At 63.1% G+C, this 23,458-nt stretch carries 26 protein-coding genes; 15 read left to right on the top strand and 11 right to left on the bottom strand.

The features are described 5' to 3' along the window. The first annotated feature begins 339 nt into the window (after window positions 1-339). Complete coding sequence (locus ACWGS9_RS22365) at window positions 340-936, top strand: YdeI/OmpD-associated family protein (RefSeq protein WP_454507294.1); 597 nt, start codon at window positions 340-342, stop codon at window positions 934-936. Window positions 937-1,114: 178 nt separating this feature from the next. Here the strand turns inward: ACWGS9_RS22365 and ACWGS9_RS22360 are convergent, their stop codons facing one another. Beyond that, window positions 1,115-1,411, bottom strand: coding sequence for a hypothetical protein (locus ACWGS9_RS22360; RefSeq protein ID WP_454507293.1), 297 nt, complete (start codon window positions 1,409-1,411; stop codon window positions 1,115-1,117). Between the two features lie 360 nt (window positions 1,412-1,771). On the opposite strand from ACWGS9_RS22360, the gene ACWGS9_RS22355 reads away from it, so the two are divergent. From ACWGS9_RS22355 to ACWGS9_RS22325, 7 genes are all read left to right on the top strand, one after another. Next, entirely contained in the window at window positions 1,772-3,145 is a 1,374-nt protein-coding gene (locus ACWGS9_RS22355) for an adenylate/guanylate cyclase domain-containing protein (protein WP_454507292.1), read from the top strand. Between the two features lie 339 nt (window positions 3,146-3,484). Beyond that, window positions 3,485-4,192, top strand: a complete 708-nt coding sequence (locus ACWGS9_RS22350) for an SDR family NAD(P)-dependent oxidoreductase (RefSeq protein WP_454507291.1) — start codon at window positions 3,485-3,487, stop codon at window positions 4,190-4,192. Between the two features lie 476 nt (window positions 4,193-4,668). Next, window positions 4,669-5,877 carry an ABC transporter substrate-binding protein gene (locus tag ACWGS9_RS22345; protein ID WP_454507290.1) on the top strand — a complete coding sequence of 403 codons (1,209 nt, stop codon included), beginning with the start codon at window positions 4,669-4,671 and terminating at the stop codon, window positions 5,875-5,877. Window positions 5,878-5,921: 44 nt separating this feature from the next. Beyond that, window positions 5,922-6,674 (top strand): ABC transporter ATP-binding protein, encoded by a 753-nt coding sequence (locus ACWGS9_RS22340; RefSeq protein ID WP_454507358.1) that lies wholly within the window; start codon window positions 5,922-5,924, stop codon window positions 6,672-6,674. After that, window positions 6,667-7,371 carry an ABC transporter ATP-binding protein gene (locus tag ACWGS9_RS22335; RefSeq protein WP_454507289.1) on the top strand — a complete coding sequence of 235 codons (705 nt, stop codon included), beginning with the start codon at window positions 6,667-6,669 and terminating at the stop codon, window positions 7,369-7,371. The genes ACWGS9_RS22340 and ACWGS9_RS22335 overlap by 8 nt, the downstream gene beginning before the upstream one ends. 322 nt (window positions 7,372-7,693) lie before the next feature. Further along, window positions 7,694-8,581: a branched-chain amino acid ABC transporter permease gene (locus tag ACWGS9_RS22330; RefSeq protein WP_454507288.1), complete on the top strand. Its 888-nt coding sequence runs from the start codon at window positions 7,694-7,696 to the stop codon at window positions 8,579-8,581. Between the two features lies 1 nt (window position 8,582). After that, window positions 8,583-9,560: a branched-chain amino acid ABC transporter permease gene (locus ACWGS9_RS22325; protein WP_454507287.1), complete on the top strand. Its 978-nt coding sequence runs from the start codon at window positions 8,583-8,585 to the stop codon at window positions 9,558-9,560. Window positions 9,561-9,616: 56 nt separating this feature from the next. Here the strand turns inward: ACWGS9_RS22325 and ACWGS9_RS22320 are convergent, their stop codons facing one another. From ACWGS9_RS22320 to ACWGS9_RS22310, 3 genes are all read right to left on the bottom strand, one after another. Next, window positions 9,617-10,147: a hypothetical protein gene (locus ACWGS9_RS22320; protein WP_454507286.1), complete on the bottom strand. Its 531-nt coding sequence runs from the start codon at window positions 10,145-10,147 to the stop codon at window positions 9,617-9,619. Further along, window positions 10,147-11,646 (bottom strand): HD domain-containing protein, encoded by a 1,500-nt coding sequence (locus ACWGS9_RS22315; RefSeq protein WP_454507285.1) that lies wholly within the window; start codon window positions 11,644-11,646, stop codon window positions 10,147-10,149. Before ACWGS9_RS22315 ends, ACWGS9_RS22320 begins: the two co-directional genes overlap by 1 nt. Before the next feature lie 112 nt (window positions 11,647-11,758). Then, window positions 11,759-12,229: an Lrp/AsnC family transcriptional regulator gene (locus ACWGS9_RS22310; RefSeq protein WP_454507284.1), complete on the bottom strand. Its 471-nt coding sequence runs from the start codon at window positions 12,227-12,229 to the stop codon at window positions 11,759-11,761. Between the two features lie 103 nt (window positions 12,230-12,332). Between ACWGS9_RS22310 and ACWGS9_RS22305 the strand changes: the two genes are divergently transcribed. The 4 genes from ACWGS9_RS22305 (at window position 12,333) to ACWGS9_RS22290 (ending at window position 17,636) form a co-directional block, all read left to right on the top strand. After that, on the top strand, window positions 12,333-13,535 hold the full coding sequence (locus ACWGS9_RS22305) for a diaminopropionate ammonia-lyase (RefSeq protein WP_454507283.1): 1,203 nt from the start codon (window positions 12,333-12,335) through the stop codon (window positions 13,533-13,535). Between the two features lie 14 nt (window positions 13,536-13,549). Next, the gene (locus ACWGS9_RS22300) at window positions 13,550-14,704 is read left to right on the top strand and encodes a M20 aminoacylase family protein (protein WP_454507282.1); all 1,155 of its coding nucleotides are present in this window, start codon (window positions 13,550-13,552) and stop codon (window positions 14,702-14,704) included. 321 nt (window positions 14,705-15,025) lie between these two features. After that, on the top strand, window positions 15,026-17,128 hold the full coding sequence (locus tag ACWGS9_RS22295) for an EAL domain-containing protein (RefSeq protein WP_454507281.1): 2,103 nt from the start codon (window positions 15,026-15,028) through the stop codon (window positions 17,126-17,128). Between the two features lie 106 nt (window positions 17,129-17,234). Then, on the top strand, window positions 17,235-17,636 hold the full coding sequence (locus tag ACWGS9_RS22290) for a hypothetical protein (RefSeq protein WP_454507280.1): 402 nt from the start codon (window positions 17,235-17,237) through the stop codon (window positions 17,634-17,636). A 59-nt stretch (window positions 17,637-17,695) separates the two neighbouring features. On the opposite strand, the gene ACWGS9_RS22285 is transcribed toward ACWGS9_RS22290, so the two are convergent. Further along, on the bottom strand, window positions 17,696-17,995 hold the full coding sequence (locus ACWGS9_RS22285) for an AzlD family protein (protein WP_454507279.1): 300 nt from the start codon (window positions 17,993-17,995) through the stop codon (window positions 17,696-17,698). Beyond that, window positions 17,992-18,735: an AzlC family ABC transporter permease gene (locus ACWGS9_RS22280; RefSeq protein ID WP_454507278.1), complete on the bottom strand. Its 744-nt coding sequence runs from the start codon at window positions 18,733-18,735 to the stop codon at window positions 17,992-17,994. The genes ACWGS9_RS22285 and ACWGS9_RS22280 overlap by 4 nt, the downstream gene beginning before the upstream one ends. A gap of 169 nt (window positions 18,736-18,904) precedes the next feature. Between ACWGS9_RS22280 and ACWGS9_RS22275 the strand changes: the two genes are divergently transcribed. Continuing rightward, window positions 18,905-19,363, top strand: coding sequence for an Lrp/AsnC family transcriptional regulator (locus ACWGS9_RS22275; RefSeq protein WP_040981044.1), 459 nt, complete (start codon window positions 18,905-18,907; stop codon window positions 19,361-19,363). Window positions 19,364-19,523: 160 nt separating this feature from the next. Here the strand turns inward: ACWGS9_RS22275 and ACWGS9_RS22270 are convergent, their stop codons facing one another. Genes ACWGS9_RS22270 through ACWGS9_RS22260 form a run of 3 tightly spaced genes read right to left on the bottom strand, consistent with a single transcriptional unit; the run spans window position 19,524 to window position 20,622 of the window. Continuing rightward, window positions 19,524-19,838 carry a plasmid stabilization protein gene (locus ACWGS9_RS22270; protein WP_454507277.1) on the bottom strand — a complete coding sequence of 105 codons (315 nt, stop codon included), beginning with the start codon at window positions 19,836-19,838 and terminating at the stop codon, window positions 19,524-19,526. 31 nt (window positions 19,839-19,869) lie between these two features. Beyond that, a complete protein-coding gene (locus tag ACWGS9_RS22265; protein ID WP_454507276.1) occupies window positions 19,870-20,085 on the bottom strand; it encodes a hypothetical protein in 216 nt (71 codons plus the stop codon). A gap of 24 nt (window positions 20,086-20,109) precedes the next feature. Further along, entirely contained in the window at window positions 20,110-20,622 is a 513-nt protein-coding gene (locus ACWGS9_RS22260) for a hypothetical protein (protein WP_454507275.1), read from the bottom strand. A gap of 379 nt (window positions 20,623-21,001) precedes the next feature. Between ACWGS9_RS22260 and ACWGS9_RS22255 the strand changes: the two genes are divergently transcribed. Next, complete coding sequence (locus tag ACWGS9_RS22255) at window positions 21,002-21,226, top strand: hypothetical protein (protein ID WP_454507274.1); 225 nt, start codon at window positions 21,002-21,004, stop codon at window positions 21,224-21,226. Between the two features lie 39 nt (window positions 21,227-21,265). Here ACWGS9_RS22255 and ACWGS9_RS22250 read toward each other — a convergent pair whose 3' ends face one another. Further along, the gene (locus ACWGS9_RS22250; RefSeq protein WP_454507273.1) at window positions 21,266-22,159 is read right to left on the bottom strand and encodes an alpha/beta fold hydrolase; all 894 of its coding nucleotides are present in this window, start codon (window positions 22,157-22,159) and stop codon (window positions 21,266-21,268) included. Between the two features lie 32 nt (window positions 22,160-22,191). Further along, entirely contained in the window at window positions 22,192-22,425 is a 234-nt protein-coding gene (locus tag ACWGS9_RS22245) for a DUF6894 family protein (protein ID WP_454507272.1), read from the bottom strand. Between the two features lie 163 nt (window positions 22,426-22,588). Between ACWGS9_RS22245 and ACWGS9_RS22240 the strand changes: the two genes are divergently transcribed. Beyond that, complete coding sequence (locus ACWGS9_RS22240) at window positions 22,589-23,308, top strand: Crp/Fnr family transcriptional regulator (RefSeq protein ID WP_454507271.1); 720 nt, start codon at window positions 22,589-22,591, stop codon at window positions 23,306-23,308. Window positions 23,309-23,458 lie beyond the last annotated feature (150 nt).

The following is a 23,458-nucleotide window of genomic DNA, read 5'->3' as shown; positions in this document are numbered from 1 at the left end:
TGCGAAAGTCAGGCGGCTTTGTGGAACTCCATGTCAAACCGCAGCGGATGGCCGAGCGCCTTGAACGCCTCGTCGAGCGAGTCGAGCCGTGAGTTGTGGTCGAGCCGGAACAACCGATCGACATGCTCGCGCTGGCGTAACTCCACACATCTGTGGAAGTCAACAGAAGTGTGGAGTTTGCCAAGCTATTGAAAACAAGAGAACTGTCGCTTCAATTCGCAAAATGGGGGATCCATCGGATCAAGCCGGTTGGCGTCCACTGACAGAAACTGGCATCAGCCGCCGCTACAACCGCCGCGGAATCATCCACACTGGTGGCGATGAAACGACGAGGTGACAATGGCCCCGATCAAGGTCGATCCCGACAAGGTCCGGGAATTCCCCGATGCCGACAGCTTCTATGCCTGGTTGGACGACAACCACGCCGGCGAAAGCGAGGTCTGGATCAAGGTCCACAAGGTGGGCTCGGGGCTGGCCTCGATCACGCCGAAGGAAGCGATCGACGTCGTGCTTTGCTTCGGCTGGATCGATGCTGTGCGCAAGTCGCTCGACGACAGGAGTTTCCTGCAGCGCTACACGCCGCGCGGCAAGAAGAGCATCTGGAGCAAGATCAACGTCGACAATGTCGCGCGGCTGATCGAGGAGGGTCGCATGACCAGGCATGGCCTGCGCGAGGTCGACGCGGCCAAGGCGGACGGCCGCTGGGACCGTGCCTATGGCGGCTCGAAGGAGATGACCATCCCGCCCGACCTGCAGGCCGCGATCGATGCTGAACCCAAGGCGAAAGCGATGCTGGAAAAGCTCTCCGCCCAGAACCGCTTCGCGCTCGCCTTCCGCACCCACAACATGAAGACCGAGGCGGGGCGCAAGAAGAAGATCGCCGATCTGGTGGCGATGCTGAAGCGCGGCGAGACGATCCACCCGCAGAAGAAGTAGGGCATGATCCGCAGCCGAAGGACCGCGTCAGCGGACATGATGCCCGAAAACAAAAACGCCGCCCCGAAGGACGGCGTTTCCGGAAGCGATGATCCCGAACCCTGTTGAAGCGGCTTGGGACCATCCAGTCATGAAGTCTTTGGCCAATCGCTGAAAAGCAAAAAGCCGGTGGCGCGCCTTATGCGGCCTTCTTGGCGTACTTCTTGTGGGTATGCTTCTTCACGTGGTGCTTCTTGGCGTGATGCTTGTGGTGCTTCGCCACGTGATGCTTCTTGGCGTGATGACGGTGATGCTTCTTATGCTTCTTGTGCGGGCCATTGGCGGCCGGCTTCGCCGTCTCGGTAGCTGCGGCCGGGGTGGTGGTGGTCGTCGCCGGGGCGGTGGTCGTCGTGGTGGTGGTCTGGGCGTTGGCGGCCGGCACCGCGAAAGCGAGCGCGACGGCAAGGCCAAGTGCGGAAAGAAGGGTCTTTTTCATATCGGCATTCCTTTTCGAAGATCGATATCGGGTTGTCGCGCGCCGCAATCGTTCGGCTGCTCCGGAGCAGTTTATGACAGCCGGTCTTTTCGCGAGTTTTTCCCGACTGTTGAATCTTGTTTCTGGAATGTGTCCGGCATTTCCCGACCCGTGGGGTTGCCTGGTGGTCAAGATCTGATGCTTGGCATCCGATGCGGAACACGCCTTTCGACCGACCCAGGCGGACTATCGGACTAGACGATGGCATCCAGGCCGTTGCTGGGCTAGTGTTGCCCGAACGAGGCCAAAACGGTGCCCGGCTGATAGACCTGTTATCAACACCAGCGTCTGGCGCCACTTCGTAGTGGAAGATCAGTTCCGATGCCTACGTTGCTATCGCTGCCCGACGACATATCGATCAAATCGGCGCTTGGGGAATCTGTCCTTGAAGCCGCTCGCCGGGCGGATGTCCCGATCGCCTGCGCTTGCGGCGGCAAGGCCAAGTGCTCGACCTGCCGGATATGGATTCTCGACGGTGCGGACGGCTGCCCGGAGCGCACCGCGCTGGAGCGCACGCTCGTCGAGCGGTTGGGGCTTGGCAACAACGTACGCCTGGCATGCCAGCTCAGACCTGCCTCCGACATCACCTTCCGCAGGCTCGTCCTCGACGAGACCGACCTGCGAATGACCAGTCAGTTGCTGCCGCACAGGTCCACCAGTGCGGGCGAGCTGAAGTCGGTCGTCATTTTCTTCAGCGACGTGGCCGGGTTCACCCACTTCTCCGAAACGTTGACGCCCTACGATGTCATGTATCTGCTCAATCGGTATTTCACTCAGGTCGCCGAAGTCATCGAGCTCAACGACGGCTACATCGACAAGTTCGTCGGCGACGGGCTTATGGCGATATTTGGCGTGAAGGGCCAGGACGATGCACCGGTGCGCGCGGTCAATGCGGCCCTACAGACCCTTGCCACGGTCGATCGGCTGAAGCCCTTTTTTGCCTCGATGTACGGCATCGACTTCGACATTCGCGTCGGTTTGCATCTGGGCGAAGCGGTGATCGGCTCGGTCGGATCACCCGGCAACGAACGCCTGACGGCTATCGGCGATGCGGTCAATGTGGCGAGCCGCGTCGAAGCAGCCAACAAGGAGGCCGGAACCCGCCTCCTGATTTCCGAGACGCTCTATGAACAGGTCAAGGGTGAGGTTGAAATATCCGATTTCATTCGAGTGCGTTTGCGCGGGACCTCCGACCGAATTTCGCTGTACGAGATAAAAAAGCTGAAGGTTGAAGCCGAGCGCCGGCTGAACGAAAAGGGCGCGCGGGAGACCATGCAACTGGGCGGCAAGACGTGGCACCGGACGGTCGCGACGAGCGAACTGAAGGATGGTGACCACAAAGTCATCGAGTTCCAGGCGCTCTATGCGGTGATTTTGCGCAGGGGCGGGCGCGTCTATGCCTTTAACAATGCCTGCCCGCATTTGAAATTGCCATTCTTCGAGACTACCTCGCGGGCCAACGGCCACGCAGGACAGGCAAGCACTTTCGGCGGGGATGGTACGCTGGTGTGTCGCTGGCATCACAGCGGATTCGATCTGGATACAGGCGAAATCGTAAAGTGGTGCGAGGCGCTCAATGAGGACGGAACTTCTGCCGGCATGGAGATTCTCGGCGATATTTCAAAGAACCGGGCCCCGCTGCATCTCATTCCGTGCCGCGAGGAGGATGGCTACATCTGGATCGGTTTCGATTGAGCGTGCCGGCCAGATCGTCCAAAACTCCCGCCAAGCTGCTTTCGGTCCGACCGGTAGAGCGTCCTCCAACCGAGTTAGGATCATTCAGCCCTAAGGTCTCCTCCATACACTGAGCGGACTTATGACTCCGTCAAGTCCTAACCAGCGCTCGGAGCAGGGGCAGCGCTCCCCGACGCGCCTACCTCCGCTTGCGGCGGCGGCGGTGGCGATCCGCTTTGCTCGAGACCGCGCCATTCATGAGCTGCATCGCGCAATGAGTGTCAATTCGGCGCTCTAATCGGTCGGCGTGATCGATGCCAAATTTGCCGTCGATAAAAGGAAATTGAAGGAGCAGGAGCAATGACCGGCAACAAGGATCATTCCGGCAAGGTGGCGCTCGTCACCGGCGGCAACCGCGGCATCGGCCTGGAGACGGCGAGGCAACTGGCCGAACTCGGCTTCACCGTGCTCATCGGCGTGCGCGATCTCGCCAAGGGCGAGGCGGCGGCGAACACGCTCGGCGGCAAGGTCGAGGCCACCGCGCTCGATGTCGCCGCGCCCGATGCGGCAGCGCACGCCGCGGCCGAGGTCGAGCGCCGCTTCGGCCGGCTCGACGTTTTGGTCAACAACGCCGCCATCCATTACGACCCGTCGGCGCGGGCGCTTCGGCCCGACTGGACTATGATCCGCGAGGCTTTCGAGACCAATGTCTTCGGCGCCTGGCTCGTTGCCGCCGCCTTCGCGCCGCTGCTTAGCGCCTCCGGCCACGGCCGGCTGGTCAACGTCACGTCGCAAGGCGGCTCGCTCGCCTCGATGGGCGCCGGCGCGCCGGCCTACTCGACCAGCAAGGCGACGCTCAACGCGCTGACTTGCATCCTGGCAGCCGAGCTCCGCAGCGCCGGCGTGCTGGTCAACTCGATATGCCCCGGCTGGGTCGCGACCGACATGGGCGGCCCCGGCGGCCGTCCCGTGGCGCAAGGCGCGGCCGGCATCGTCTGGGCCGCGACCTTGCCGGACGACGGTCCGACCGGCGGCTTTTTCCGCGACGGCAAGCGACTGCCGTGGTGAGTAAAATCAGAGTTTGAGATAAGCTTTTGAAAAATATGTTTTTCCCCTCAATCGCCGGAAAACGGGCGCGGGAGTGGAAAACCCAGCCAGTGCAAGCCCTTAGCCATGGATCACCTCGACGGCTCGTATTTTCGGGTAACCGCCGGCTTGCCCTTCCACATGCTACGAAAATAGCATTCTCGACCGGTGAAATGTGATGCTAGGCTCGCGTTCGTGCACCCAAGGCACACGGCGGCGCTGCCCCGCAAAAAAGAGGAGTTGCAGGCGGGATCGAGGCCCCAAATCCAGAATCCGGACGGAACTGTTGAACCATCGCAAGGCGGCCGCGTTTCTCGTGGTTGGCCGCTAGAGCCGGATGATTTCGGGTCTGTTCGACCTGAAATCTGAATCCGTCTCTAAATCAAAGAGATGGAGCATGATGTCGTCCGAAAACCGCTTCACACTTTTCGGCGTCATGCTCCAGGGAGGAACCACCAGTGAAAGCATCCTATCTCGTCTCGGCCGCGCTCATTGCGGCATCCGCAATGCCGGCGGCGGCTGGCGAAATTTCCGACGGAAAGGTCAAGATCGGCATCCTCAACGACCAGTCGGGCGTCTACGCCGATTTCGGCGGCAAATGGTCGGTCGAGGCAGCCAAGATGGCGGTCGAGGATTTCGGCGGCAAGGTGCAGGGCGCGCCGATCGAGATCGTCAGCGCCGACCACCAGAACAAGGCCGACATCGCCTCCAACATCGCGCGCCAGTGGTACGACACCGAGCAGGTCGACGCGATCATGGAGCTCACGACGTCTTCGGTGGCTTTGGCCGTCCAGGGGCTTTCCAAGGAAAAGAAGAAGATCGACATCGTCACCGGCGCCGCCTCCACCGATCTCACCGGCAAGCAGTGCTCGCCCTATGGCTTCCACTGGGCCTATGATACGCACTCCCAGGCGGTCGGGACCGGCGGCGAACTCGTCAAGCAGGGCGGCGACAGCTGGTATTTCATCACCGTCGACTATGCCTTCGGCTATTCGCTGAAGGACCAGACCGCCAAGCTGGTCGAGGCGAGCGGCGGCAAGGTGCTGGGCGAGGTGCGCTATCCGCTCGGCTCCACCGACTATTCCTCCTTCCTGCTCCAGGCGCAGTCCTCCGGCGCCAAGATCGTCGGGCTTGCCAATGCCGGCCTCGACACCTCGAACTCGATCAAGCAGGCCGCCGAGTTCGGTATTGTCGCCGGCGGCCAGCGGTTGGCCGCGCTCCTCTTCACGCTCGCCGAAGTGCACGGCCTCGGCCTGCAGGCGGCGCAGGGTGTGGTGCTGACCGAAGGCTATTACTGGGACCGCGACGACGAGAGCCGCAAGTTCGCGGACCGCTTCTTCAAGCGCACCAACCGCATGCCCAACATGATCCAGGCCGGCACCTATTCGGCGGTGACGCAGTATTTGAAGGCCATCGACAAGGCCGGCACCGACGAGACCGAAGCGGTGGCCAAGCAACTGCATGAAATGCCGGTCAACGACGTCTTCACCGCCAACGGCAAGGTGCAGGCCGACGGCTCGATGGTGCACGACATGTATCTCTACCAGGTCAAGAAGCCGGAGGAGAGCAAGAAGGACTGGGACTACTACAACTACCTGGCGACCATTCCGGGCGACAAGGCCTTCATGAAGGCCGAGGAAAGCGGCTGCCCGCTCGTCACCAAGTGACGCTCGATACCGCCACCGCCGTCCGTCCGGACGGAAAAGAACAGATGCCGCCGGTGGTGCTTTCCGCCCGCGGCCTCAGGCGCGACTTCGCCGGCTTCGTCGCGGTGAAGGATGTCGACCTCGACGTCCATCACGCCAGGATCCATGCCCTCATCGGCCCGAACGGCGCCGGCAAGACCACGATCTTCAACCTCTTGACCAAATTCCTGCAGCCGACCAGCGGCAGTATCGAATTGCTCGGCACCGACATCACCCGCACGCCGCCGGCGCGCGTGGCGCGCATGGGCCTCGTCCGCTCCTTCCAGATATCGGCGATCTTTCCGCATCTCAGCGTGCTCGATAATGTACGCGTGGCACTTCAGCGCCCGGGCGGGCTGGGCTACCAGTTCTGGCGCCCGGTCTCGGCGCTGGACGCGTTGACGCCCCGGGCGCGCGAGCTGCTCGCCATCGTCGGCCTCGACGATGCGGCCCATCGTCTCGCCGGCGATCTCTCCTATGGCCGCAAGCGCGTGCTGGAGATCGCCACCACTCTGGCGCTCGACCCGAAGGTGCTTTTGCTCGATGAGCCGATGGCCGGCATGGGGCATGAGGATGTCGGCATGATCTCCGGCATCATCCGCTCGCTGGCAAAGGACCGCGCCGTGCTGATGGTCGAGCACAACCTCACCGTCGTCGCCGATCTCTGCGACTGGATCACCGTCATGCAGCGCGGCCAGGTACTCGCCGCCGGCGATTACGCCACCGTCAGCAAGGACGAGCGCGTGCGCGTCGCCTATATGGGGACCGAGCATGAGTGAGCCGCTGCTTGCCGTGCGCGATCTCCACGCCTGGTATGGCGAGAGCCATGCGCTGCACGGCGTCGACCTCGACGTCTTCCGCGGCGAGACCGTCACGCTGCTTGGCCGCAACGGCGTCGGCAAGACGACGACGCTGCGCGCCATCATGGGGCTGCTCGGTAAGCGCACCGGCTCCGTCACCTTCAACGGCAAGGATCTGATCCGCCTGCCGCTGCACCGCGTCGCGCATCAGGGTATCGGCTTCGTGCCGGAGGAGCGCGGCATCTTCGCGACGCTGACCGTCGACGAGAACCTGATCCTGCCCCCGGTCGTGGCCAAGGGCGGCATGAGCGTGGAGGAGATTTTCGAGCTCTTCCCCAACCTCAAGGAACGCCGCAACAGCCAGGGCACGAAACTGTCGGGCGGCGAGCAGCAGATGCTGGCGATCGCTCGGATCCTCAGGACCGGCGTCGAGATGCTTTTGCTCGACGAGCCGACCGAGGGCCTCGCGCCGGTCATCGTGCAGCGCATCGGCGAGTTGCTGGCGACGCTGAAGAAGCGCGGCATGACCATCCTGCTGGTCGAGCAGAATTTCCGCTTCGCCGCCCGCATCGCCGACCGTTTCTACCTGATGGACCACGGCAAGGTGGTTGAAGGTTTTGCCGTCGGCCAGCTTTCCGCGCACACCGACAAGCTGCACGAGGTGCTGGGGGTATGATCGAGATGGGCCATCATTTGATCCCACAAATGGGGCCCTTGGCGCGGCAGCACTTAAGCGACAATTGGATATTGCCTCTTACCGATCAGGCGTCGGCGCTGCCCCTCATTGCCCTGCCGGGCATTTCTCCCCGTAAACGGGGAGAAAGAAGCTGGCCGAAACGCTGGCGCTCATCCTGCGACGTTTGCGATTGGCGAAATCGCCGGCGCCAGCGTCCCTTCTCCCCGTTCACGGGGAGAAGATGGCGGCAGCCAGATGAGGGGCGGCGCCAACGCAGGCGGCTGGCCGCGCCGCTTTCAACGGACATCTCGGGGAGGGCGCCATGACCATGGTCTTCGGCATCCCCATCCAGGCGCTCCTCGGCCAGCTCCTTGTCGGCCTGATCAACGGCTCGTTCTATGCCATGGTCAGCCTTGGCCTCGCCGTCATCTTCGGCCTGCTGCGCATCATCAACTTCGCCCATGGCGCGCTCTATATGCTCGGCGCCTTCATCGGCTATCTGCTGCTCGTCCATCTCGGCATCGGCTACTGGCCGGCGCTTGTCCTGGTGCCGCTTATCGTCGGCCTGTTCGGCATGGTGGTCGAGCGCCTTGCCCTGTCGCGGCTCTACCGGCTCGACCCGCTTTACGGCCTGCTCTTCACCTTCGGCCTCGCCTTGGTCATCGAAGGCGTGTTCCGCTATTACTACGGCGTCTCCGGCAATCCCTACGCGGTGCCTGTGCTGCTTGCCGGCGGCACCAATCTCGGCTTCATGTTCCTGCCCAATTATCGCGGCTGGGTGGTTGTCGCCTCGCTCGTCGTCTGCATCGGCACCTGGCTGCTGATCGAGAAGACAAGGCTCGGCTCCTATCTCCGTGCCGCCACAGAAAACCCGGAGCTGGTGCAGGCCTTCGGCGTCAACGTGCCGTTGCTGCTCACGCTCACCTACGGGCTGGGCGCGGCCCTTGCGGGGCTCGCCGGCATTCTCGCCGCGCCGGTCTACCAGGTCAGTCCGCTGATGGGCTCGGACCTCATCATCGTCGTCTTTGCCGTCGTCGTGGTCGGCGGCATGGGATCGATCCTCGGCGCCATCGTCACCGGCTACATGCTCGGCCTCGCCGAGGGCCTGACCAAGGTGTTTTATCCCGAGGCTTCGAACCTCGTCATCTTCGTCATCATGGCGATCGTGCTTTTGCTGCGGCCGGCCGGCCTGTTCGGAAGGGACGCCTGAGATGAGCGAGGCGACCCTTCACCAGGAACGCGCCGCTGCCTCCGTCAGGCTGGAACGGGCGCTGGTGGCACTGGGCATCGTGACGCTGATCGCCGCGCCCTTCGTCATCTACCCGATCTTCGTCATGAAGATGCTGTGCTTCGCGCTGTTTGCCTGCGCCTTCAACCTTTTGCTCGGCTACACCGGCCTGCTTTCCTTCGGCCACGCCGCCTTCTTCGGCGGCGCGGCCTATTTCTGCGCCTATGCGGTGAAAGCCTGGGGCTGGCCGCCCGAGGCCGGCATCCTGCTCGGCACCGCGGGTGCCGCGCTGATGGGCCTCGTCATGGGCTTCCTCGCCATCCGCCGGCAGGGCATCTATTTCTCGATGATCACGCTGGCGCTGGCGCAGATGTTCTACTTCTTCTGCGTCCAGGCGCCTTTCACCGAGGGCGAGGACGGCATCCAGGGCGTTCCGCGCGGCCATCTCTTCAGCATCGTCGACCTCAACCAGCCGATGAACATGTATTTCTTCGTGCTCGCCGTCTTCCTGATCGGCGTCTTCGCCATCTGGCGCATCGTCAACTCGCCCTTCGGCATGATCCTGCGCTCCATCCGCGAAAACGAGAACCGCGCCATTTCGCTGGGCTATTCCGTCGACCGCTACAAGCTCGCCGCCTTCGTCATGTCGGCGACCCTTGCCGGCTTTGCCGGCGCGACCAAGGCGATCGTCTTCCAGTTCGCCACGCTCACCGACGTCACCTGGCAGATGTCGGGCGAGGTGATCCTGATGACGCTGCTCGGCGGCATCGGCACCATGGTCGGCCCGGCGGTCGGCGCGGGCCTGGTCGTCGGTCTCGAAAACACGCTTGCGACGTCAGGCTTCCCGGTGACCATCGCCACCGGCCTGATCTTCATGATCTGCGTGCTGATCTTCAGGCGGGGGATCGTCGGCGAGATCTATGCGCGGTGGCTGGGACGGGCGCGAGGCAAGGCTAATTGAGTGAGCTCACCCTACCGCACCCGCACTCCGTCTATCGCAGCGAAGATGCCGCTTGACTACGCAATTGCCGGAAGTGGGATCGGGGTCGGGATTTCTCTAAGCTTGTGATACGCAATCTTCGCACGTTCGAGGCGCCCATCTCCGGCTTTCTCGGGCTTTCGACGAGCAGTTTCCTCCCAAGGGTCTTTCTGGTTGTTATTTCCAAACCCTTCGACTTCAAAAAGAAATGCTGCTGTGGCCGCTAGTTCAAGCTCAATGGCGCCCACCTTCGCTGCAGCAGACATAAATGCTACGCGCTCTTGGTTGGCGGCCTTCTTCTGCTTCGCTGTGAAAACCGAATACCAGCCACCCCAATCAGTGCGTCGCTCTTCTTCGGTCACTAGCCTGAGGCCTACCGCCAACTTTATGGCGTCGGCGAGGTCCTCGCTAAATGGGCCATAGTGCCGATACTCAAATTCGAACTCATTTGAGAGGCCAGCTAGATGGGCAAGGTAAGCCACTTTTTGAAGGCGAGTGCGTCCAACCAACTCTCCTCCTGCATCCAAAACGAGAGACGCAGCATGTTCATGGAGGTCATAGATTGACATTATTTTTCTCCCTCTGATTTCTCTACGATCTTGGAAATCATATCTCGCCCATCAGAATCATCTTCGCTCAGATATATCCGGCTGATATCGAAAGATCCTGCGCCGGATACAACAGATGAAAGATAGGCCATGTCCTCTATTGAGTCCGATTGACGAATTAGTATTTGATTCAAAGGCGTCTGAGAGTCTTGAAATTTCTTGTATGGAGAGCGTCTGTATTCATCAGTAAGAATTTGATGTCCGCCACGCTTCTCTCTTTCTACTGAAATTTCCGAGACCTCTTTCAATATGGATTTGGCAATAACGGAAATCTTTGCTTCCCGTTCCGAACGATCATCCGTCGTCATTCCACGCTTCAGGGGGATTCTGGCCTCAATCGATCGCCGGACGTCAAAGCACTTCAGCAGCCGCCGGTTCTGGAGCCGGTTTGCGTACTCAGCCACAAGCTGATTTTTCGATTCTGCGAGAAAATACAAGCTACCCCAAAAGACAGAATCATCCAGAAGGAGAGCCGCGTTGATATCGCTAGGGTTAGAAAGGAACAAAAGAATTGGATGGCCATTTGGAAGGCCGCTTTCTTCGGCTTGACCCTCTTTAACAAGTTGGTGCAATTTAATAATAAGAGACGAAAAAATCTTTTCTGCGCCGCGCGTAGTTTTGTGAAGGTAGACGTTTGGGTAGAGCTGAAAAAGAGATAGAACGTAATGTTCGGCGGCGTGAAAGGCCTTCGGACCCAAAACAAGGGTTTTAACTTCTCCAGCTGCTTCTTCGTCAGCGTTTATACGAACTGTGCCTACTTCGAGGTTGGCGAGAATCCACGTAGCATCGACTCCACTACCTTGAACTCCTGTCATCATCCGATCGCGCTGCATATAGTCGAGTCTGTCAGCATCAAATTGGCTGGAAACAACCGAATCAAACAGATTTCCCGGCTTCTTGTTACGAATGACGTCAGCGACCTCATCCGAAAAGCTTCGGCCCAACTCAGAATTAAGTGTCTCACTAACCTCAGAATTACGAATTAGGGCGTCGCTTACATTTTCATGAATGGCCATTGGCAAATCGAGCTTCTTGCCAACATCTTCAAACGCATGGCTGAACATCCCATGTCCCAAATCGTGAACGAGAGCAGCGGCAAGAGCCACATCTGCTTGATGCGCCCGCTTCGCGGTGTCGCTTTCGATTATCCTCATCAATATTCGGGCTATATGAAAAACGCCGACCGAGTGAGCGAATCGCGTGTGAGTCGCGCCGGGAAATACAAACTCTGAAAAACCGAGTTGCCGAATTCTCCTTAGGCGCTGAAACGGGCGCGTCTGAAGGACCCGCCACATAGTTTGCTCGAACTGCCCCGTGTCAAATTCGATCAAATTGTGAAGCGGGTCACGTATCCGCTGAGACTTTTCCTTGTCAGCCATTCCCCACTGTGCCCGCATTGCCTGCAGCGAATCACCGTCGCTTGCAGAACTTTGGATAGGAAATGATGCGAATGAACGCATTGAAAATCTCTAAGCATCCCAAGAAACTCGCGCTTAGCGGTGTTTTGAACGTTAGCATAAGCGGAACAAAAAGGGAACAGTTTTTAACTTGAGGCCGCAAATCGCGAGCCACTCACACCGGCACCTCCAGCCCCACCTTCACCCGGTCCATCGCCACGAACGTCCGGAACCGTTTCACATTGTTGTTCGCGAAGAACAACCGCCTTGTCAGCGCCTCGTAATCGGCCATGGTCGCAACGTTGACGACGAGGATGAAATCGGCCTCGCCGGTCACGTAGTAGCATTGCTGCACTTCCGGCACTTCGGCGAAGCCGCGCTTGGCGGCGTCGATCAGCTCTGCCCGCTCGCTCTCCACTTCGACCTCGACGAAGATGGTGATCGGGTGGCCGACCTTGGCCGGGTCGACCAGCGCGACATTGGCGCGGATGGCGCCGGTTTCCTCCATGCGTTTGATGCGCCGCTGCACGGCCGGCGCCGACAGGTTCACCCTCTCGCCGATCACGCGCTGCGGCGTGGCGTTGTCCTTCTGCAGGATGGCGAGGATCGCGCGGTCAAAGGCATCGAGGCCGGGCAAAACAGGCATGGCGGCGTTCCAACGAAACAAACTTGCATCCAAACCGGGAAACAGAGCGCTTTTATCGGTCGTCTTGCAATAATTTCAGCCATCAGACGGAGAGAGCCGACCCATGTTCCTACTCAATCGCCATCCGGACCATCGCCAGCCGCTGACCGAGGAAGACGCCGCGACGCTTGGGCTCGCCGGCGCCGACGAGGCCGAGCGCTTCCTTGCCGCGCGCGACAGCGATGCCGAGACGCCGCTGTACGCCTTGCCGGCGCTGGCCGGCGAGCTCGGCATCGGCGCACTCCACATCAAGGACGAGGGCAAGCGCCTCGGCCTGGGCAGCTTCAAGGCGCTGGGCGGCGCTTATGCCGTCATGCATCTGGTGCTGGAGGAGTCCGGCAAGCGGCTTGGTCGCACTGTCGATGTCGCGGACCTGCAGAGGCCCGACGTGGAGGCGATCGCCGCCGGCATGACGTTCGCCTGCGCGACGGACGGCAATCACGGACGCTCTGTGGCGCAGGGCGCCGGCCTGGTCGGCGCGCGGTCCGTCATCTTCGTCCATTCGGGTGTCAGCAACGAACGCGTGGCGGCCATCGCCCGCTTCGGCGCCGAGATCGTGCGCATCGCTGGCGACTACGACCAGTCGGTCAGGGAAGCCGCCCGCGTCGCCGCCGAGCGCGGCTGGACCGTCGTCTCCGACACGTCCTGGCCGGGCTACGAACGCATACCGGGACTGGTGATGCAGGGCTACACCGTGATCGTGCGCGAAGCCCTGAAGCGCTTGCCCCAGCCGCCCACCCACGTCTTCCTGCAGGCCGGCGTCGGCGGCTTCGCCGCGGCGGTGGCCGGCCATCTCGCCATCATGCTTGGCGAGGAACGCCCGTGGGCAATCGTGGTCGAGCCCGCGCGGGCGGCGTGCGTCTACGCCACCGCGAAGGCCGGGCGTCCAATCGCGATTGCGCACAGCAAGCCCACCGTGATGGCGATGCTCGAATGCTACGAGCCGTCGCCAGTCGCCTGGCGCGTGCTGTCGCGGATCGGCGATGCTTTCATGACCGTGGACGAGGAAGATGCGGTTTCGGTGATGAACCGCTTGGCGCGGCCTGTGGGTAATGATCCGGCGATCGTCTCCGGCGAGAGCGGCGGGGCAGGGCTTGCCGGGCTGATCCGCGCTGCCGGCGACAGGAAGTTGCGGGCGGCACTTCACCTTGATGCAGGGTCCCGCGTGCTTATCATCAACTCCGAAGGCGCGACCGATCCCGGCCGTTATGCCGAGCTGGTCGGGATGGCGCCGGCAGAGGTCGCGCAGGCGAGGCAGCCGGCGTGACAGAGGAGCGAGGGATGGCTGAACTCGACCAGCGCGCACTGCACCGCGAGATGACGGCGTGGCGGCACGATCTCCACGCCCATCCCGAATTCGGCTTTGAGGAAAAGCGCACCGCCGCTTTCGTCGCCGCGAAGTTGCGGGAGTTCGGGCTGGAGGTGGCCGAGGGCATCGGCGGCACCGGTGTCGTCGGCACGCTGACCAGGGGCAGCGGCAATCGCGCCATCGCGCTGCGCGCCGACATGGATGCGCTGCGCATTGACGAGCAGGCCACGCGGGCCTGGCGCTCGCAAACGCCCGGCACCATGCATGCCTGCGGCCATGACGGCCACACCTCGATGCTGCTCGGCGCGGCAAAACTGCTTGCCGGCGAAGGCGGCTTCGACGGCACGGTGCGCTTCATCTTCCAGCCGGCCGAGGAATGGGGCAGGGGCGCGCTGGCGATGCTGGAGGACGGGCTGCTCGAGCGCTTCCCCTTCGAGGAGATTTTCGGGCTGCACAACATGCCGGGCCTGGCAATCGGCCATTTCGAGACCCGGAGCGGTCCGGTCATGTCGGCCGAGGACAATTTCGAGATCGTGCTCAAAGGCCTCGGCGGCCATGCGGCGCGGCCGCATGCCGGCCAGGAAACGCTGGTCGCGGCCTGCGCGCTGGTGGTCAGCCTGCAGACCATCGTCTCGCGGCGCCTGAGCCCCGCCGATATCGGCGTCGTCTCCGTCACCGAGCTCATCACCGACGGCACCCGTAATGCGCTGCCGGGCACGGCGCGCATCCTCGGCGATTGCCGCAGTTTCCGGCCGCAGGTCAGCGCTGCGATCGAGAAGGAGATGCGCCGCATCGCCGAGGGTACGGCGCAGGCCTATAACGTTGCTGCCGACATCACTTACACGCGCGAGTTCGTGCCGTTGATCAACGACGCCACACTTGTCGACGAAGCGCTTGCGGCGGCGCGCACGGTGCTGACCGACGACGCTGTTCGCGTCGCGGCTGAGCCGATGACCGCCTCGGAGGATTTCGCCCGCTTCCTTGACCATGTCCCTGGTTGCTTCGTCTTCATGGGCAATGGCGGCACCGCGCCGTTGCACAACCCGGCCTATGATTTCAACGACGAAGGCCTGCTGCACGGCGCGCGATTTCATGCGGCAGTGGTGCGGCGACGGCTGGGCGGTTAGCAATCTCCCCCCCTTGTGGGCCCTTGTGGGGGAGATGCCCGGCAGGGCAGAGGGGGGCGCTGTCCCGCCAGCATTTCGCCCTTTGCGATGCCCAAACGCATCGACCGGCAGTTGGTCTCAAGTCAACCAACGCCGCGATCCTTTGCGCCCCCCTCTGGCCTGCCGGCTTTCGTCGCTCGGAAAGCCAAGCAATTGGCTTCCAGTCCGTTGCGCGGACCGCTCCTCAACCCCCACAAGGGGGGAGATCAGGAGCTCCACCCGGTAACCCTTTCTTCTCTGCTTTCGTGCAGTATTGCCGGGACGGGACGGCAAGAACAAAGAATGGCGGACGACGACAAACGCAACGGCAAGTTCTGGGCACTGGCGCTCGACCGCGCTCATCTGGGCCTGTGGGACTGGAATCTGTCGACCGGCGATTGCTACTATTCGCCGACCTGGTCGAAGATGCTCGGCTATGAGGCCGGCGAGCTCGCCAACACGTCCGATCTCTGGCTGAAGCTCACCCATCCCGACGACCGCCAGCGCGCGCAGGAAAGCGGCGACCGCCACATTGCCGGCCTCGTCGATTCCATCGAGACCGAGCTGCGCCTGCGCCACAAGGACGGTCATTGGGTCTGGGTGCTCGACCGCGGCGGCATCGTCGAGCGCGACGCCGACGGCAAGCCGCTGCAGCTGATGGGCGTGCAGACCGACATCACCCGGCAGAAAGAGGCCGAGGCGGCGCTCGAACAGGTCAATATCCGCTTCCGTCTCGCGCTTGCTGCCAGCGGCACTGGCATCTGGCATCACGATATCGGCACCAGGAAGAGCTATTGGGACGCGCGCAGCCGCGAGATATTCGGCCTCGTTGCCGACAAGGACGAGGTTGCCGCCGACCTCTGGCATACCTTCCTGCATCCCGACGACAAGGAAGTCACCGAGCGGGCGCACCTGCTGCCCACAGGCTCCCACGATGTCGTGGCCTCGCAATACCGCATCATCCGCCGCGACGGCGTGATCCGCCATCTCGAATCGCTGGTGCGCTTCGTCGCCGATGTCGGCTCGGCCGGCCAGGTGCTCGGCACGGTGCGTGACATCACCGAGGAGAAGATGCGCGCCGAGGGGCTTGCCTTCGCCGCGCGTCACGACGCCCTGACCGGGCTGCTCAACCGCTCGGCCTTCGACCGGCTGCTTGCTGAAAACATCGCCATGGCCGAGCGCCTGCCGCTTGCGGTGTTTTATGTCGACCTCGACTACTTCAAGGCGCTTAACGACTATGCCGGCCATGCCGCCGGCGACCTGGCGCTGAAGAGCGTCGCGGCGGGCATTCTGGCCAGCCTGCCTGCGTCGGCGCATGCGGCGCGGCTCGGCGGCGACGAATTCGCGCTGATGGTGCCGAACTGCAATGACGCCTGTGCCGAGCATCTTGCCCGTGCCGTGCTTGCCGCGGTGCGCGATGCCGATCTCGGCTCGGCCGTCACCTCGCGTCGGCTTGCCGCCAGCATCGGCATCGCCTTCGTGCGCGACCGCAACATGAGCGTGGCCGACGCTCTCGCCTGCGCCGACGATGCCTGCTACGCCGCCAAGGCCGGCGGCCGCGACCGTTTCGCCGTGTTCTCGCCGGAGTCGGTTGCCGGCTCCAGTGGCCTCAACGCTGCGCGGCTTGCCGCCGACCTGGTCGACGCGATGGAGGACGGCCGGCTGAAGCTTTACGGCCAGGAAATCCACAAGCTCTGCCAGCCATGGGAAGACAGCCGCCATGTCGAGGTGCTGGCCAGGCTCGAAGGCCGCAACGGCAAGATGATCCCGCCGATCGATTTCATGCCGGTCGCCGAACGCTTCGGCCTTGCCGCCCGGCTCGACCGCTGGATCATCCGCACCGCGCTGACACGCCACAGCAACGCGATGCGGGCGGGCGCCATCTCGCTCGACTTCAACCTGTCGGCGCAGACGCTTTCCGATCCGCAGCTCTGGGATTTCGTCGACGAGGCCATCGCCGAAAGCGGCGCGCCGCCGTCGACCATCGGCTTCGAGATCACCGAGACCGCCGCCGTCACCAATTTCGACGCCGCGGCGGAGTTCGTGCGCAAGGCCAGGCAGCGCCATTGCCGCGTCAGCCTCGACGACTTCGGCGCCGGCATGAGTTCGTTCGAGTATCTGCGGCGCTTCCCCATCGACGCCATCAAGATCGACGGCTCCTTCGTCGAGCACATCGCCGACAGCCGCTTCGACCGCGAGATCGTCTCGGCGATCACCGGCATCGCACGCTCGATGGGTGCTTCGGTGGTGGCGGAGAAGGTCGAGGAGAAAAACGCGCTGGAGATCCTGCAGGGCATGGGCGTCGCCTATGGCCAGGGCTATTTCCTGCATCGGCCCGAGCCGCTGGAGGCGATTGTCGCCAGGGCGACGGGCGGATTGACCCTGCCAGCCAGGCGACAGATGTAAATAAGCAATCTCTAAAATTGCAATCGGCCGCTTAAGGACGTCGTAATCCGGCCAGGCCGATGATCAGCCATGACGATGGCGGCTCGCGGGCCGCAAGGAGAACAACATGAAGGCTTATCCCTTGCTGCTGGCGGCTTCGGTCTCCTTGCTCGCCATTCTGGCGGCGCAGCCGTCGCTCGCGGGTTCCGATCACAGCGGCGAGGTGACCGCCCCCGTGCAGGACGATCAAGTCACAGGCAGCCAGGAAGGGGATAACGCCACGGCTGAAAATCAACAGGGCGATCACGACGATGACGGCGTCGACACCGGCTCGCACCAGGGCGACCAGGCTGACGACGAGGGCGATGATCACGAGGGCGATCATCACCAAGGTGAGGGCAGCAGCGGCACCCATGACAGCGGCGGCGATGGTAGCGGGGGCGATAGCGGCAGCCATGACGGCGGCGGTGACGGCGGCAGCGGCGGCGGCAGTGGCAGTGGTAGCGGCAGCCACGGCAGCGACGACTGAGCTGCCGCGCCGGACTGCGATCTCTGGGGGGAGATCGCAGCTCCGGCATAGGCTCCATCCTACCCCATCAGCCACCGCAACACGCCCGCCGAAGCCACCCCGATCGCCACGGTCGGCAGCATCGACAGCCTGGTCGCGGCAAGCAGCGTGATGGCCAGGGCGGCGAGGTCCGCCGGGTTCTTGGAGACGAAGTCCGGCGCGATCACCGAGATCAGGACGCAGCCGGGCGCGGCTTCCATCACCGCCGTGGCGCGAGGGCTGAGCGTGCGGTTCCTCAGCACCACATAGCCGCCGATGCGGGTCAGATAGGTCACGCCGGCCATCGCCAGGATGGCGAGCACGGTCGTCGGATCGATCATTTCCCACCTGCCAGAAACCACGCGGCAACCAGGCCGGACAGCGCGCCGGCCGCCACATGCCAGGCGCCAGGGACGATGAGATAGGTAAGCGCCGCCACGACCAGGCTGACCAGCCAGGGCCGCGCCGCGGCAAAGCCCTTCCACATGCCGCTGAGCAGCACCATGAAGACGGCCGGGAAGGCCATCGCAAAACCGTATTTCTCGACGTCGCCAAGCACAGGGCCGAGCGCTGCGCCGCAGGTCGTGAATGCGACCCAGGCAAGGTAGAAGGGCAGGGCGGCGCCCAGATAATAGGCCAGGCTGAAGGCCGGCCGCATGCCGGCCGCGGCGCGGCGCCGCGCATCCGCCAGGCCCACGGCCCAGCTCTCGTCGCACATCAGGAACAGCGCCGGAAAAACCTGGCGCTTCGGCAGGTGGTTGATGAACGGTGCAAGTGCCGCGCCCATCAGGAAATGCCGGCTGTTGACCAGCAGCGTAATGGCGGCGATCAGAAGGATATGCGGCGGCGAGGTCCAGAGCTGGATCGCGGCGAATTCCGAGCCGCCGGCGAAATTGAGGCCGGTCATCAGCGGCACCTCGACCACGCTAAGGCTTTTCTGCGTGGCCTGTGCGCCAAGCACCAGCGCATAGGGGATGATGCCGAGCAGCACCGGCGTCGAGGCGGCAAGCCCGCGCCGGAACTCTCCGCCGCGCCCGCTGTTGGTCTGGCCCTCGGCGAGGGCGATCTCGGAAACGCTCATGGCTTTGCCTTCGGCGGGCCTCGCGGCCGCCGTTCTCCCGCTCGGTTGTCGGTTGTCGGTGGCCGCACCATAGCCGAAACGCCCGGCAATCGGGTTGCGAAGATGCGCCATTTCTGCCAAGATTTGGCATTGGATAGCGCATTCAGGAAAAAGATTGGAATCATACGCCATGAAGCTGGATGAGATCGACAGGCGCATCCTGCGCGCCTTGCAGCGCGACGGGCGCATGGCCAACAACGATCTGGCCAAGGAGGTCGGCCTGTCGCCGTCGCCCTGCCTGAGGCGCGTCAAGCTGCTGGAGGAGGCGGGCGTCATCGACCGCTATGTCGCCGTCCTCAACCCGGCCAAGATCGGCCGCGGCCAGACCTTCTTCACCCGCATCTGGCTGAAGCAGCAGGACGAGGACACGATCGAGCATTTCGCCGCCGAGGTGGCGAAATTCCCCGAAGTGATGGAATGCTATCTGATGCTGGGCGACTGCGACGCCATGGTGCGGATCGTGGCCGCCGGCATCGACGACTACCGCCGCTTCCAGTCGGAGCATCTGAGCCGCATCAAGGGCGTGCAGAACGTCAAGACGGACGTCCCCAGCCAGACGATCAAGCAGACGTCCGAGATGCCGCTGTAGGTCTTCCTTCTCCCCCTGTGGGAGAAGGTGGCCGCGAAGCGGCCGGATGAGGGGTGCTCCAGGGAATGCCGACGTCTCACTTCGCTGGAACACCCCTCATCCGTCTCGGCGCTGCGCGCCGATCCACCTTCTCCCACAAGGGGAGAAGGGGAAGGCTTCACTAATGCGCGTGCTCCGCATTGCGCTTGCGCGTCGCCGCAGCTTTCCTTGCCGAGGCCGAGCGCTCGGCCGCGGATCGCTCGCCCGACGCCTTGCCGCCCATCCTGCCGCCCTTGTGCGCGGCGGGATTGCCGGTGTGCTTGCCGCGGCCCGAGCCGCCTTCCTTCTTGCCGCCGGCGTCGTCCTTGTTGACGGTCGCCCAGGCGCGCCGCTCGGCTTCCTTTTCGGAAACGCCGCGCTTCTCGTAACCTTCGGCGATATGGTCGGCCTTGCGTTCCTGCTTGTCGGTGTATTTCGATTTGTCGCCACGTGGCATGGTTTTCCTCCTCGGTGAATGGAAAGCCGGGTCAGCTCTCCGCCTTCATGGTTCGCGCGATCTCGAGCAGCTTTTCGCGATCATGTCCGTGCTCGCGGATCAGCTCGCGCGCCTGCTTCGGCGACAGATCGGTGTTCTCCGCCAGCAACCGCACGTCTGGATCATCGCCGCCCTTGATCGACGTGTCGGTCGCCGGCGCATGAGCAGCACCCGGCCGGTGCGGGATCTTGTCGTTTGCCCGGGTCATCGCAGATCTCCTTCGATTTTCGTATCAGCTTGCCGTGCCCGTCTCCTTGCGCCGCGCTTCCTCCTTGCGCCGCGCTTCCTTCTTGCGGCGCAACACCTCGTCGGTACCGACAATGTCCTTGGCGCCGCCGGTGATCGCGGTCGACACCACGGCCGGCGGATCGCTTGCCGGAAAACTGTCCTCGAGGCCGGACTGCAACTGTTCTTCCAGCGTTTCCGGATTCTCTGAACGGCCTTCGGTGCGCCGGCCGTCGATCTCTTCCAGATCGTGCTTGGCGTCGGGATGCTCACGCACGTTGCGCAGCGTCGACACGACGAGCTCGATGGCGAATTCCTTCATCGCTTCGCCATGCGGTCCCGCGATGTCGGAATCCTCCACCAGCCGGACAAGCGACTTCTCGACCTCGCCCAGCTCTTTCATACCCTGGCATTTGGCCAGCCGCTGCATCAGCGCGTTGATGAGGGCAGGGGCGAAAGCCGAATAGGCCTGCATGCGGGTCTCATCTACCCGTTCGGGATGAAGTGAATGCAAGGACATTGATGCCTCCATTGGAATATCCAGCGGCGACGGCTGCCCTTTGGGCGACCGGTCCTAAGCTGAACTGGGGGACGGGGAAGAGGTTCCATCGCGGAAGGAGCCGGTAGAGGAAACAGCGTTCGCGAAGCAGGTGCCGGCAGCCGACGTTCCTGCCGAAACATTTCGTGACCCGGGTCAGACTGAAGTCCGACCCGTCCAACGCATTGGGCTGGCTTGTGCAACCAATGTGATTTCTGCGAATTGGTGAGCGGCCGACGAGAAAAGCCCCCTCTATCGCCGGCCATGCTGGTGCCCGCCAATCGCCCCCACGCAATTCCGGCGGGCACCAATATCCAACAACAAGAAGGCCGCGCAGCCGGCTTCGGAGCGAGACGACGTTTTGACCTATATCTCTGCAAAGCCCGTCCGGCAGGACGCGGAAAGCCTGCCTGCCAATGACAACGACCGTGCCACCCTTGCCGACCTTTCGTTCCTCGATGCCATCAACAGCGAGGATGAGGTCGCCGACATTGCCAGGCGCGCCGAGCGTCTCGGCCATGCCACGCTCATTGTCATGGCAATCGGCCTGGCGGCCTTGCCGATTGTTTTTCTGATGCTTGTGTGAGTCGGGCCGGACAACGCCATTTCCCGGAAAGAACGATTCCTATCTTCCGGAAAAGAAGGCGTCGAGCGTGGCCGCCGTTTCGATTGGCGACACCTCCGGAAAGAAGTGACCGCCCGGCAAGGCGCCGCTGCTGACATCGTCCGCCCAGTTTCGCCACAGCGCCGAGGGGCCGCCTTCCTGGGCGCACCATTCGGCCAGCGCCCCATGCTCGCTCCACAGCGCCAGCACCGGGCAGGCGATGCGCCGGCCAGCTTCCCTGTCGGCTTGGTCATGCTCGCGGTCGAGGGAAGCCGCCGCGCGATATTCCTCGCAGATGGCGTGGATGTGCGCGGGGTCGCGCAGCGCATCCACATAAGCCTGCCGAACACCGGGCGGGAACGCCTCGGGGGCGGACCCCCAGCCGGAAAGCGCATTGTCGACGACAGTGTCGGCGGCCGCCGCCAGCATCGTCTCCGGCAGCGGCTCGGATTGCGCCAGCAGCGACCACGGCCAGTAGCCGAGCGCCAGCCTCGCATCGGCGCGATCCCAGGCATCGGCGGTGGGGATGATGTCGAGCACCGCCAGCTTTTCCACGCGGTCCGGATGGTCGAGCGCCAGCCGGTAGGCGACGCGCCCGCCGCGATCATGGCCGGCGACCATGAAGCGTTTGAAGCCGAGCGTCTCCATCAGCACCACCAGGTCGGCGGCCATGGCGCGCTTGGCGTAGGGCGCATGGTCGGCGGCCGATGGCGGGCAGGAGCTTTGCCCATAGCCGCGCAGATCGGCGCAGACGACGGTGAAATCCCGCGCCAGGCTGGGCGCCACGTCGCGCCACATCAGATGCGTCTGCGGAAAGCCATGCAGCAGAAGCAGGCTGGGTCCGCTGCCGGCGCGGCGCGCGAAAATCCTTGCTTTGCCGGTGTCGATCTCCAAGGCCTCAAAATCTGCGAACATGCTTGCCCTCCGGCGGATGGCACGCTGGGGTTTCAGGTCCAGGCCGAGTCCAGTATCAGCGACGCCTCGAAGATCTGCACCTTCTTCGCATCGCGCAGCTTCACGGTGATCTTCAGCCGCTCGGCTCCCGGTGCCTCATCGCGGGCAATGTCCTGCAGGATGCGCAACGCCTCCAGGCCGGCGCGCTGGCGGTCGGCAAAAAGCTGCCCCTGATCGTCGACCTGGCAATGCTCGGAATTATAGAGATCAAAATAGTAGCGTTCCATCGGTGAAGTGTTCCAGGCGGTTCGCAGGTTCAATCCGTGGCCGCGATCATGGTTCCAAGCGGTTGATCCCGAGGGGAAATCCGTGGCGCGTCGGCCCTTGCCGCATGCCCCCTGCAACCAGCCCCGGTCTGCGGCGTTAGCTGTTGCGAATGGAGGACGCCGGATGCTGGAATCGCTCTATCTCAACCTCGGCCAGCACGACGCCCTGTCGGCGGAAGAGAAGGCGCTGCTCGCCGGCGCCATGTCACTGGAAAGATATGTCGCTGCCGGCGAGGATATCGTCACGGAGGGCACGCGGCCGATCTACAGCACGCTGATCGTCGACGGGCTCGCCGCCCGTTACAAGGTGCTGGAGGACGGCGGGCGCCAGTTCACCTCGCTTCAGGTCGCGGGCGACTTCGTCGACCTGCACGCCTTCCTGCTGAAGACGATGGATCACGGCATCGTCGCGCTCTCGCCCTGCCATGTGTTGGGTGCGGAGCATAGCAAGCTGAAGGCGATCACCGAACAGGCGCCGCATCTCACCCGGCTTTTGTGGCTGGACACGCTGGTCGACGGCGCCATCCACCGCGAATGGATCGTGGCCATGGGCCGCCGCTCCAAGATATCGCATCTTGCGCATCTGATATGCGAGCTGTTCGTCAGGCTGCAGGTGGTGAAGAAGACCCACGAGATGAGCTTCCACCTGCCGCTGTCGCAGGCCGAGCTAGCCGACGTGCTCGGCCTCTCCGTGGTCCATATGAACCGGGTGATCGGCACGCTGCGCCGCATGAACGTGATCAACTGGACCAGCCATATGATCACGATCCTCGATTGGGAGCGGCTGGTTGTGATCGCCGAGTTCGATCCGACCTATCTCAGCATGGCACGTGAGCCGAGATAGGTCGGCCAGGACAGGTGGGACTTGGGTGCCTGAAGCGCTTGGCGTCGAAACGGATTCACGCGACGCGCTTTAGCAGGTTGCTGAAAAAGTCGTGCACCGGCTGCCAAGCAAGTCGGAATTGGAGTCCAAACGAGAATCGAAAAGCGAACA

The organism is Mesorhizobium sp. Arg314, assembly GCF_053714275.1.
This window is presented reverse-complemented; position numbering and strand designations above follow the sequence as displayed.

What these genes read in the sequence shown, in the direction of transcription:
- ACWGS9_RS22240 (WP_454507271.1), top strand. Translation starts at nt 22,589, where the DNA reads ATGCTGGAATCGCTCTATCTCAACCTCGGCCAGCACGACGCCCTGTCG.
- ACWGS9_RS22285 (WP_454507279.1), bottom strand. Translation starts at nt 17,995, where the DNA reads ATGATCGATCCGACGACCGTGCTCGCCATCCTGGCGATGGCCGGCGTG.
- ACWGS9_RS22305 (WP_454507283.1), top strand. Translation starts at nt 12,333, where the DNA reads ATGTTCCTACTCAATCGCCATCCGGACCATCGCCAGCCGCTGACCGAG.
- ACWGS9_RS22295 (WP_454507281.1), top strand. Translation starts at nt 15,026, where the DNA reads ATGGCGGACGACGACAAACGCAACGGCAAGTTCTGGGCACTGGCGCTC.
- ACWGS9_RS22290 (WP_454507280.1), top strand. Translation starts at nt 17,235, where the DNA reads ATGAAGGCTTATCCCTTGCTGCTGGCGGCTTCGGTCTCCTTGCTCGCC.
- ACWGS9_RS22330 (WP_454507288.1), top strand. Translation starts at nt 7,694, where the DNA reads ATGACCATGGTCTTCGGCATCCCCATCCAGGCGCTCCTCGGCCAGCTC.
- ACWGS9_RS22320 (WP_454507286.1), bottom strand. Translation starts at nt 10,147, where the DNA reads ATGTCAATCTATGACCTCCATGAACATGCTGCGTCTCTCGTTTTGGAT.
- ACWGS9_RS22265 (WP_454507276.1), bottom strand. Translation starts at nt 20,085, where the DNA reads ATGACCCGGGCAAACGACAAGATCCCGCACCGGCCGGGTGCTGCTCAT.
- ACWGS9_RS22315 (WP_454507285.1), bottom strand. Translation starts at nt 11,646, where the DNA reads ATGCGTTCATTCGCATCATTTCCTATCCAAAGTTCTGCAAGCGACGGT.
- ACWGS9_RS22310 (WP_454507284.1), bottom strand. Translation starts at nt 12,229, where the DNA reads ATGCCTGTTTTGCCCGGCCTCGATGCCTTTGACCGCGCGATCCTCGCC.
- ACWGS9_RS22300 (WP_454507282.1), top strand. Translation starts at nt 13,550, where the DNA reads ATGGCTGAACTCGACCAGCGCGCACTGCACCGCGAGATGACGGCGTGG.
- ACWGS9_RS22340 (WP_454507358.1), top strand. Translation starts at nt 5,922, where the DNA reads ATGCCGCCGGTGGTGCTTTCCGCCCGCGGCCTCAGGCGCGACTTCGCC.
- ACWGS9_RS22275 (WP_040981044.1), top strand. Translation starts at nt 18,905, where the DNA reads ATGAAGCTGGATGAGATCGACAGGCGCATCCTGCGCGCCTTGCAGCGC.
- ACWGS9_RS22245 (WP_454507272.1), bottom strand. Translation starts at nt 22,425, where the DNA reads ATGGAACGCTACTATTTTGATCTCTATAATTCCGAGCATTGCCAGGTC.
- ACWGS9_RS22260 (WP_454507275.1), bottom strand. Translation starts at nt 20,622, where the DNA reads ATGTCCTTGCATTCACTTCATCCCGAACGGGTAGATGAGACCCGCATG.
- ACWGS9_RS22350 (WP_454507291.1), top strand. Translation starts at nt 3,485, where the DNA reads ATGACCGGCAACAAGGATCATTCCGGCAAGGTGGCGCTCGTCACCGGC.
- ACWGS9_RS22365 (WP_454507294.1), top strand. Translation starts at nt 340, where the DNA reads ATGGCCCCGATCAAGGTCGATCCCGACAAGGTCCGGGAATTCCCCGAT.
- ACWGS9_RS22335 (WP_454507289.1), top strand. Translation starts at nt 6,667, where the DNA reads ATGAGTGAGCCGCTGCTTGCCGTGCGCGATCTCCACGCCTGGTATGGC.
- ACWGS9_RS22280 (WP_454507278.1), bottom strand. Translation starts at nt 18,735, where the DNA reads ATGAGCGTTTCCGAGATCGCCCTCGCCGAGGGCCAGACCAACAGCGGG.
- ACWGS9_RS22360 (WP_454507293.1), bottom strand. Translation starts at nt 1,411, where the DNA reads ATGAAAAAGACCCTTCTTTCCGCACTTGGCCTTGCCGTCGCGCTCGCT.
- ACWGS9_RS22325 (WP_454507287.1), top strand. Translation starts at nt 8,583, where the DNA reads ATGAGCGAGGCGACCCTTCACCAGGAACGCGCCGCTGCCTCCGTCAGG.
- ACWGS9_RS22355 (WP_454507292.1), top strand. Translation starts at nt 1,772, where the DNA reads ATGCCTACGTTGCTATCGCTGCCCGACGACATATCGATCAAATCGGCG.
- ACWGS9_RS22270 (WP_454507277.1), bottom strand. Translation starts at nt 19,838, where the DNA reads ATGCCACGTGGCGACAAATCGAAATACACCGACAAGCAGGAACGCAAG.
- ACWGS9_RS22250 (WP_454507273.1), bottom strand. Translation starts at nt 22,159, where the DNA reads ATGTTCGCAGATTTTGAGGCCTTGGAGATCGACACCGGCAAAGCAAGG.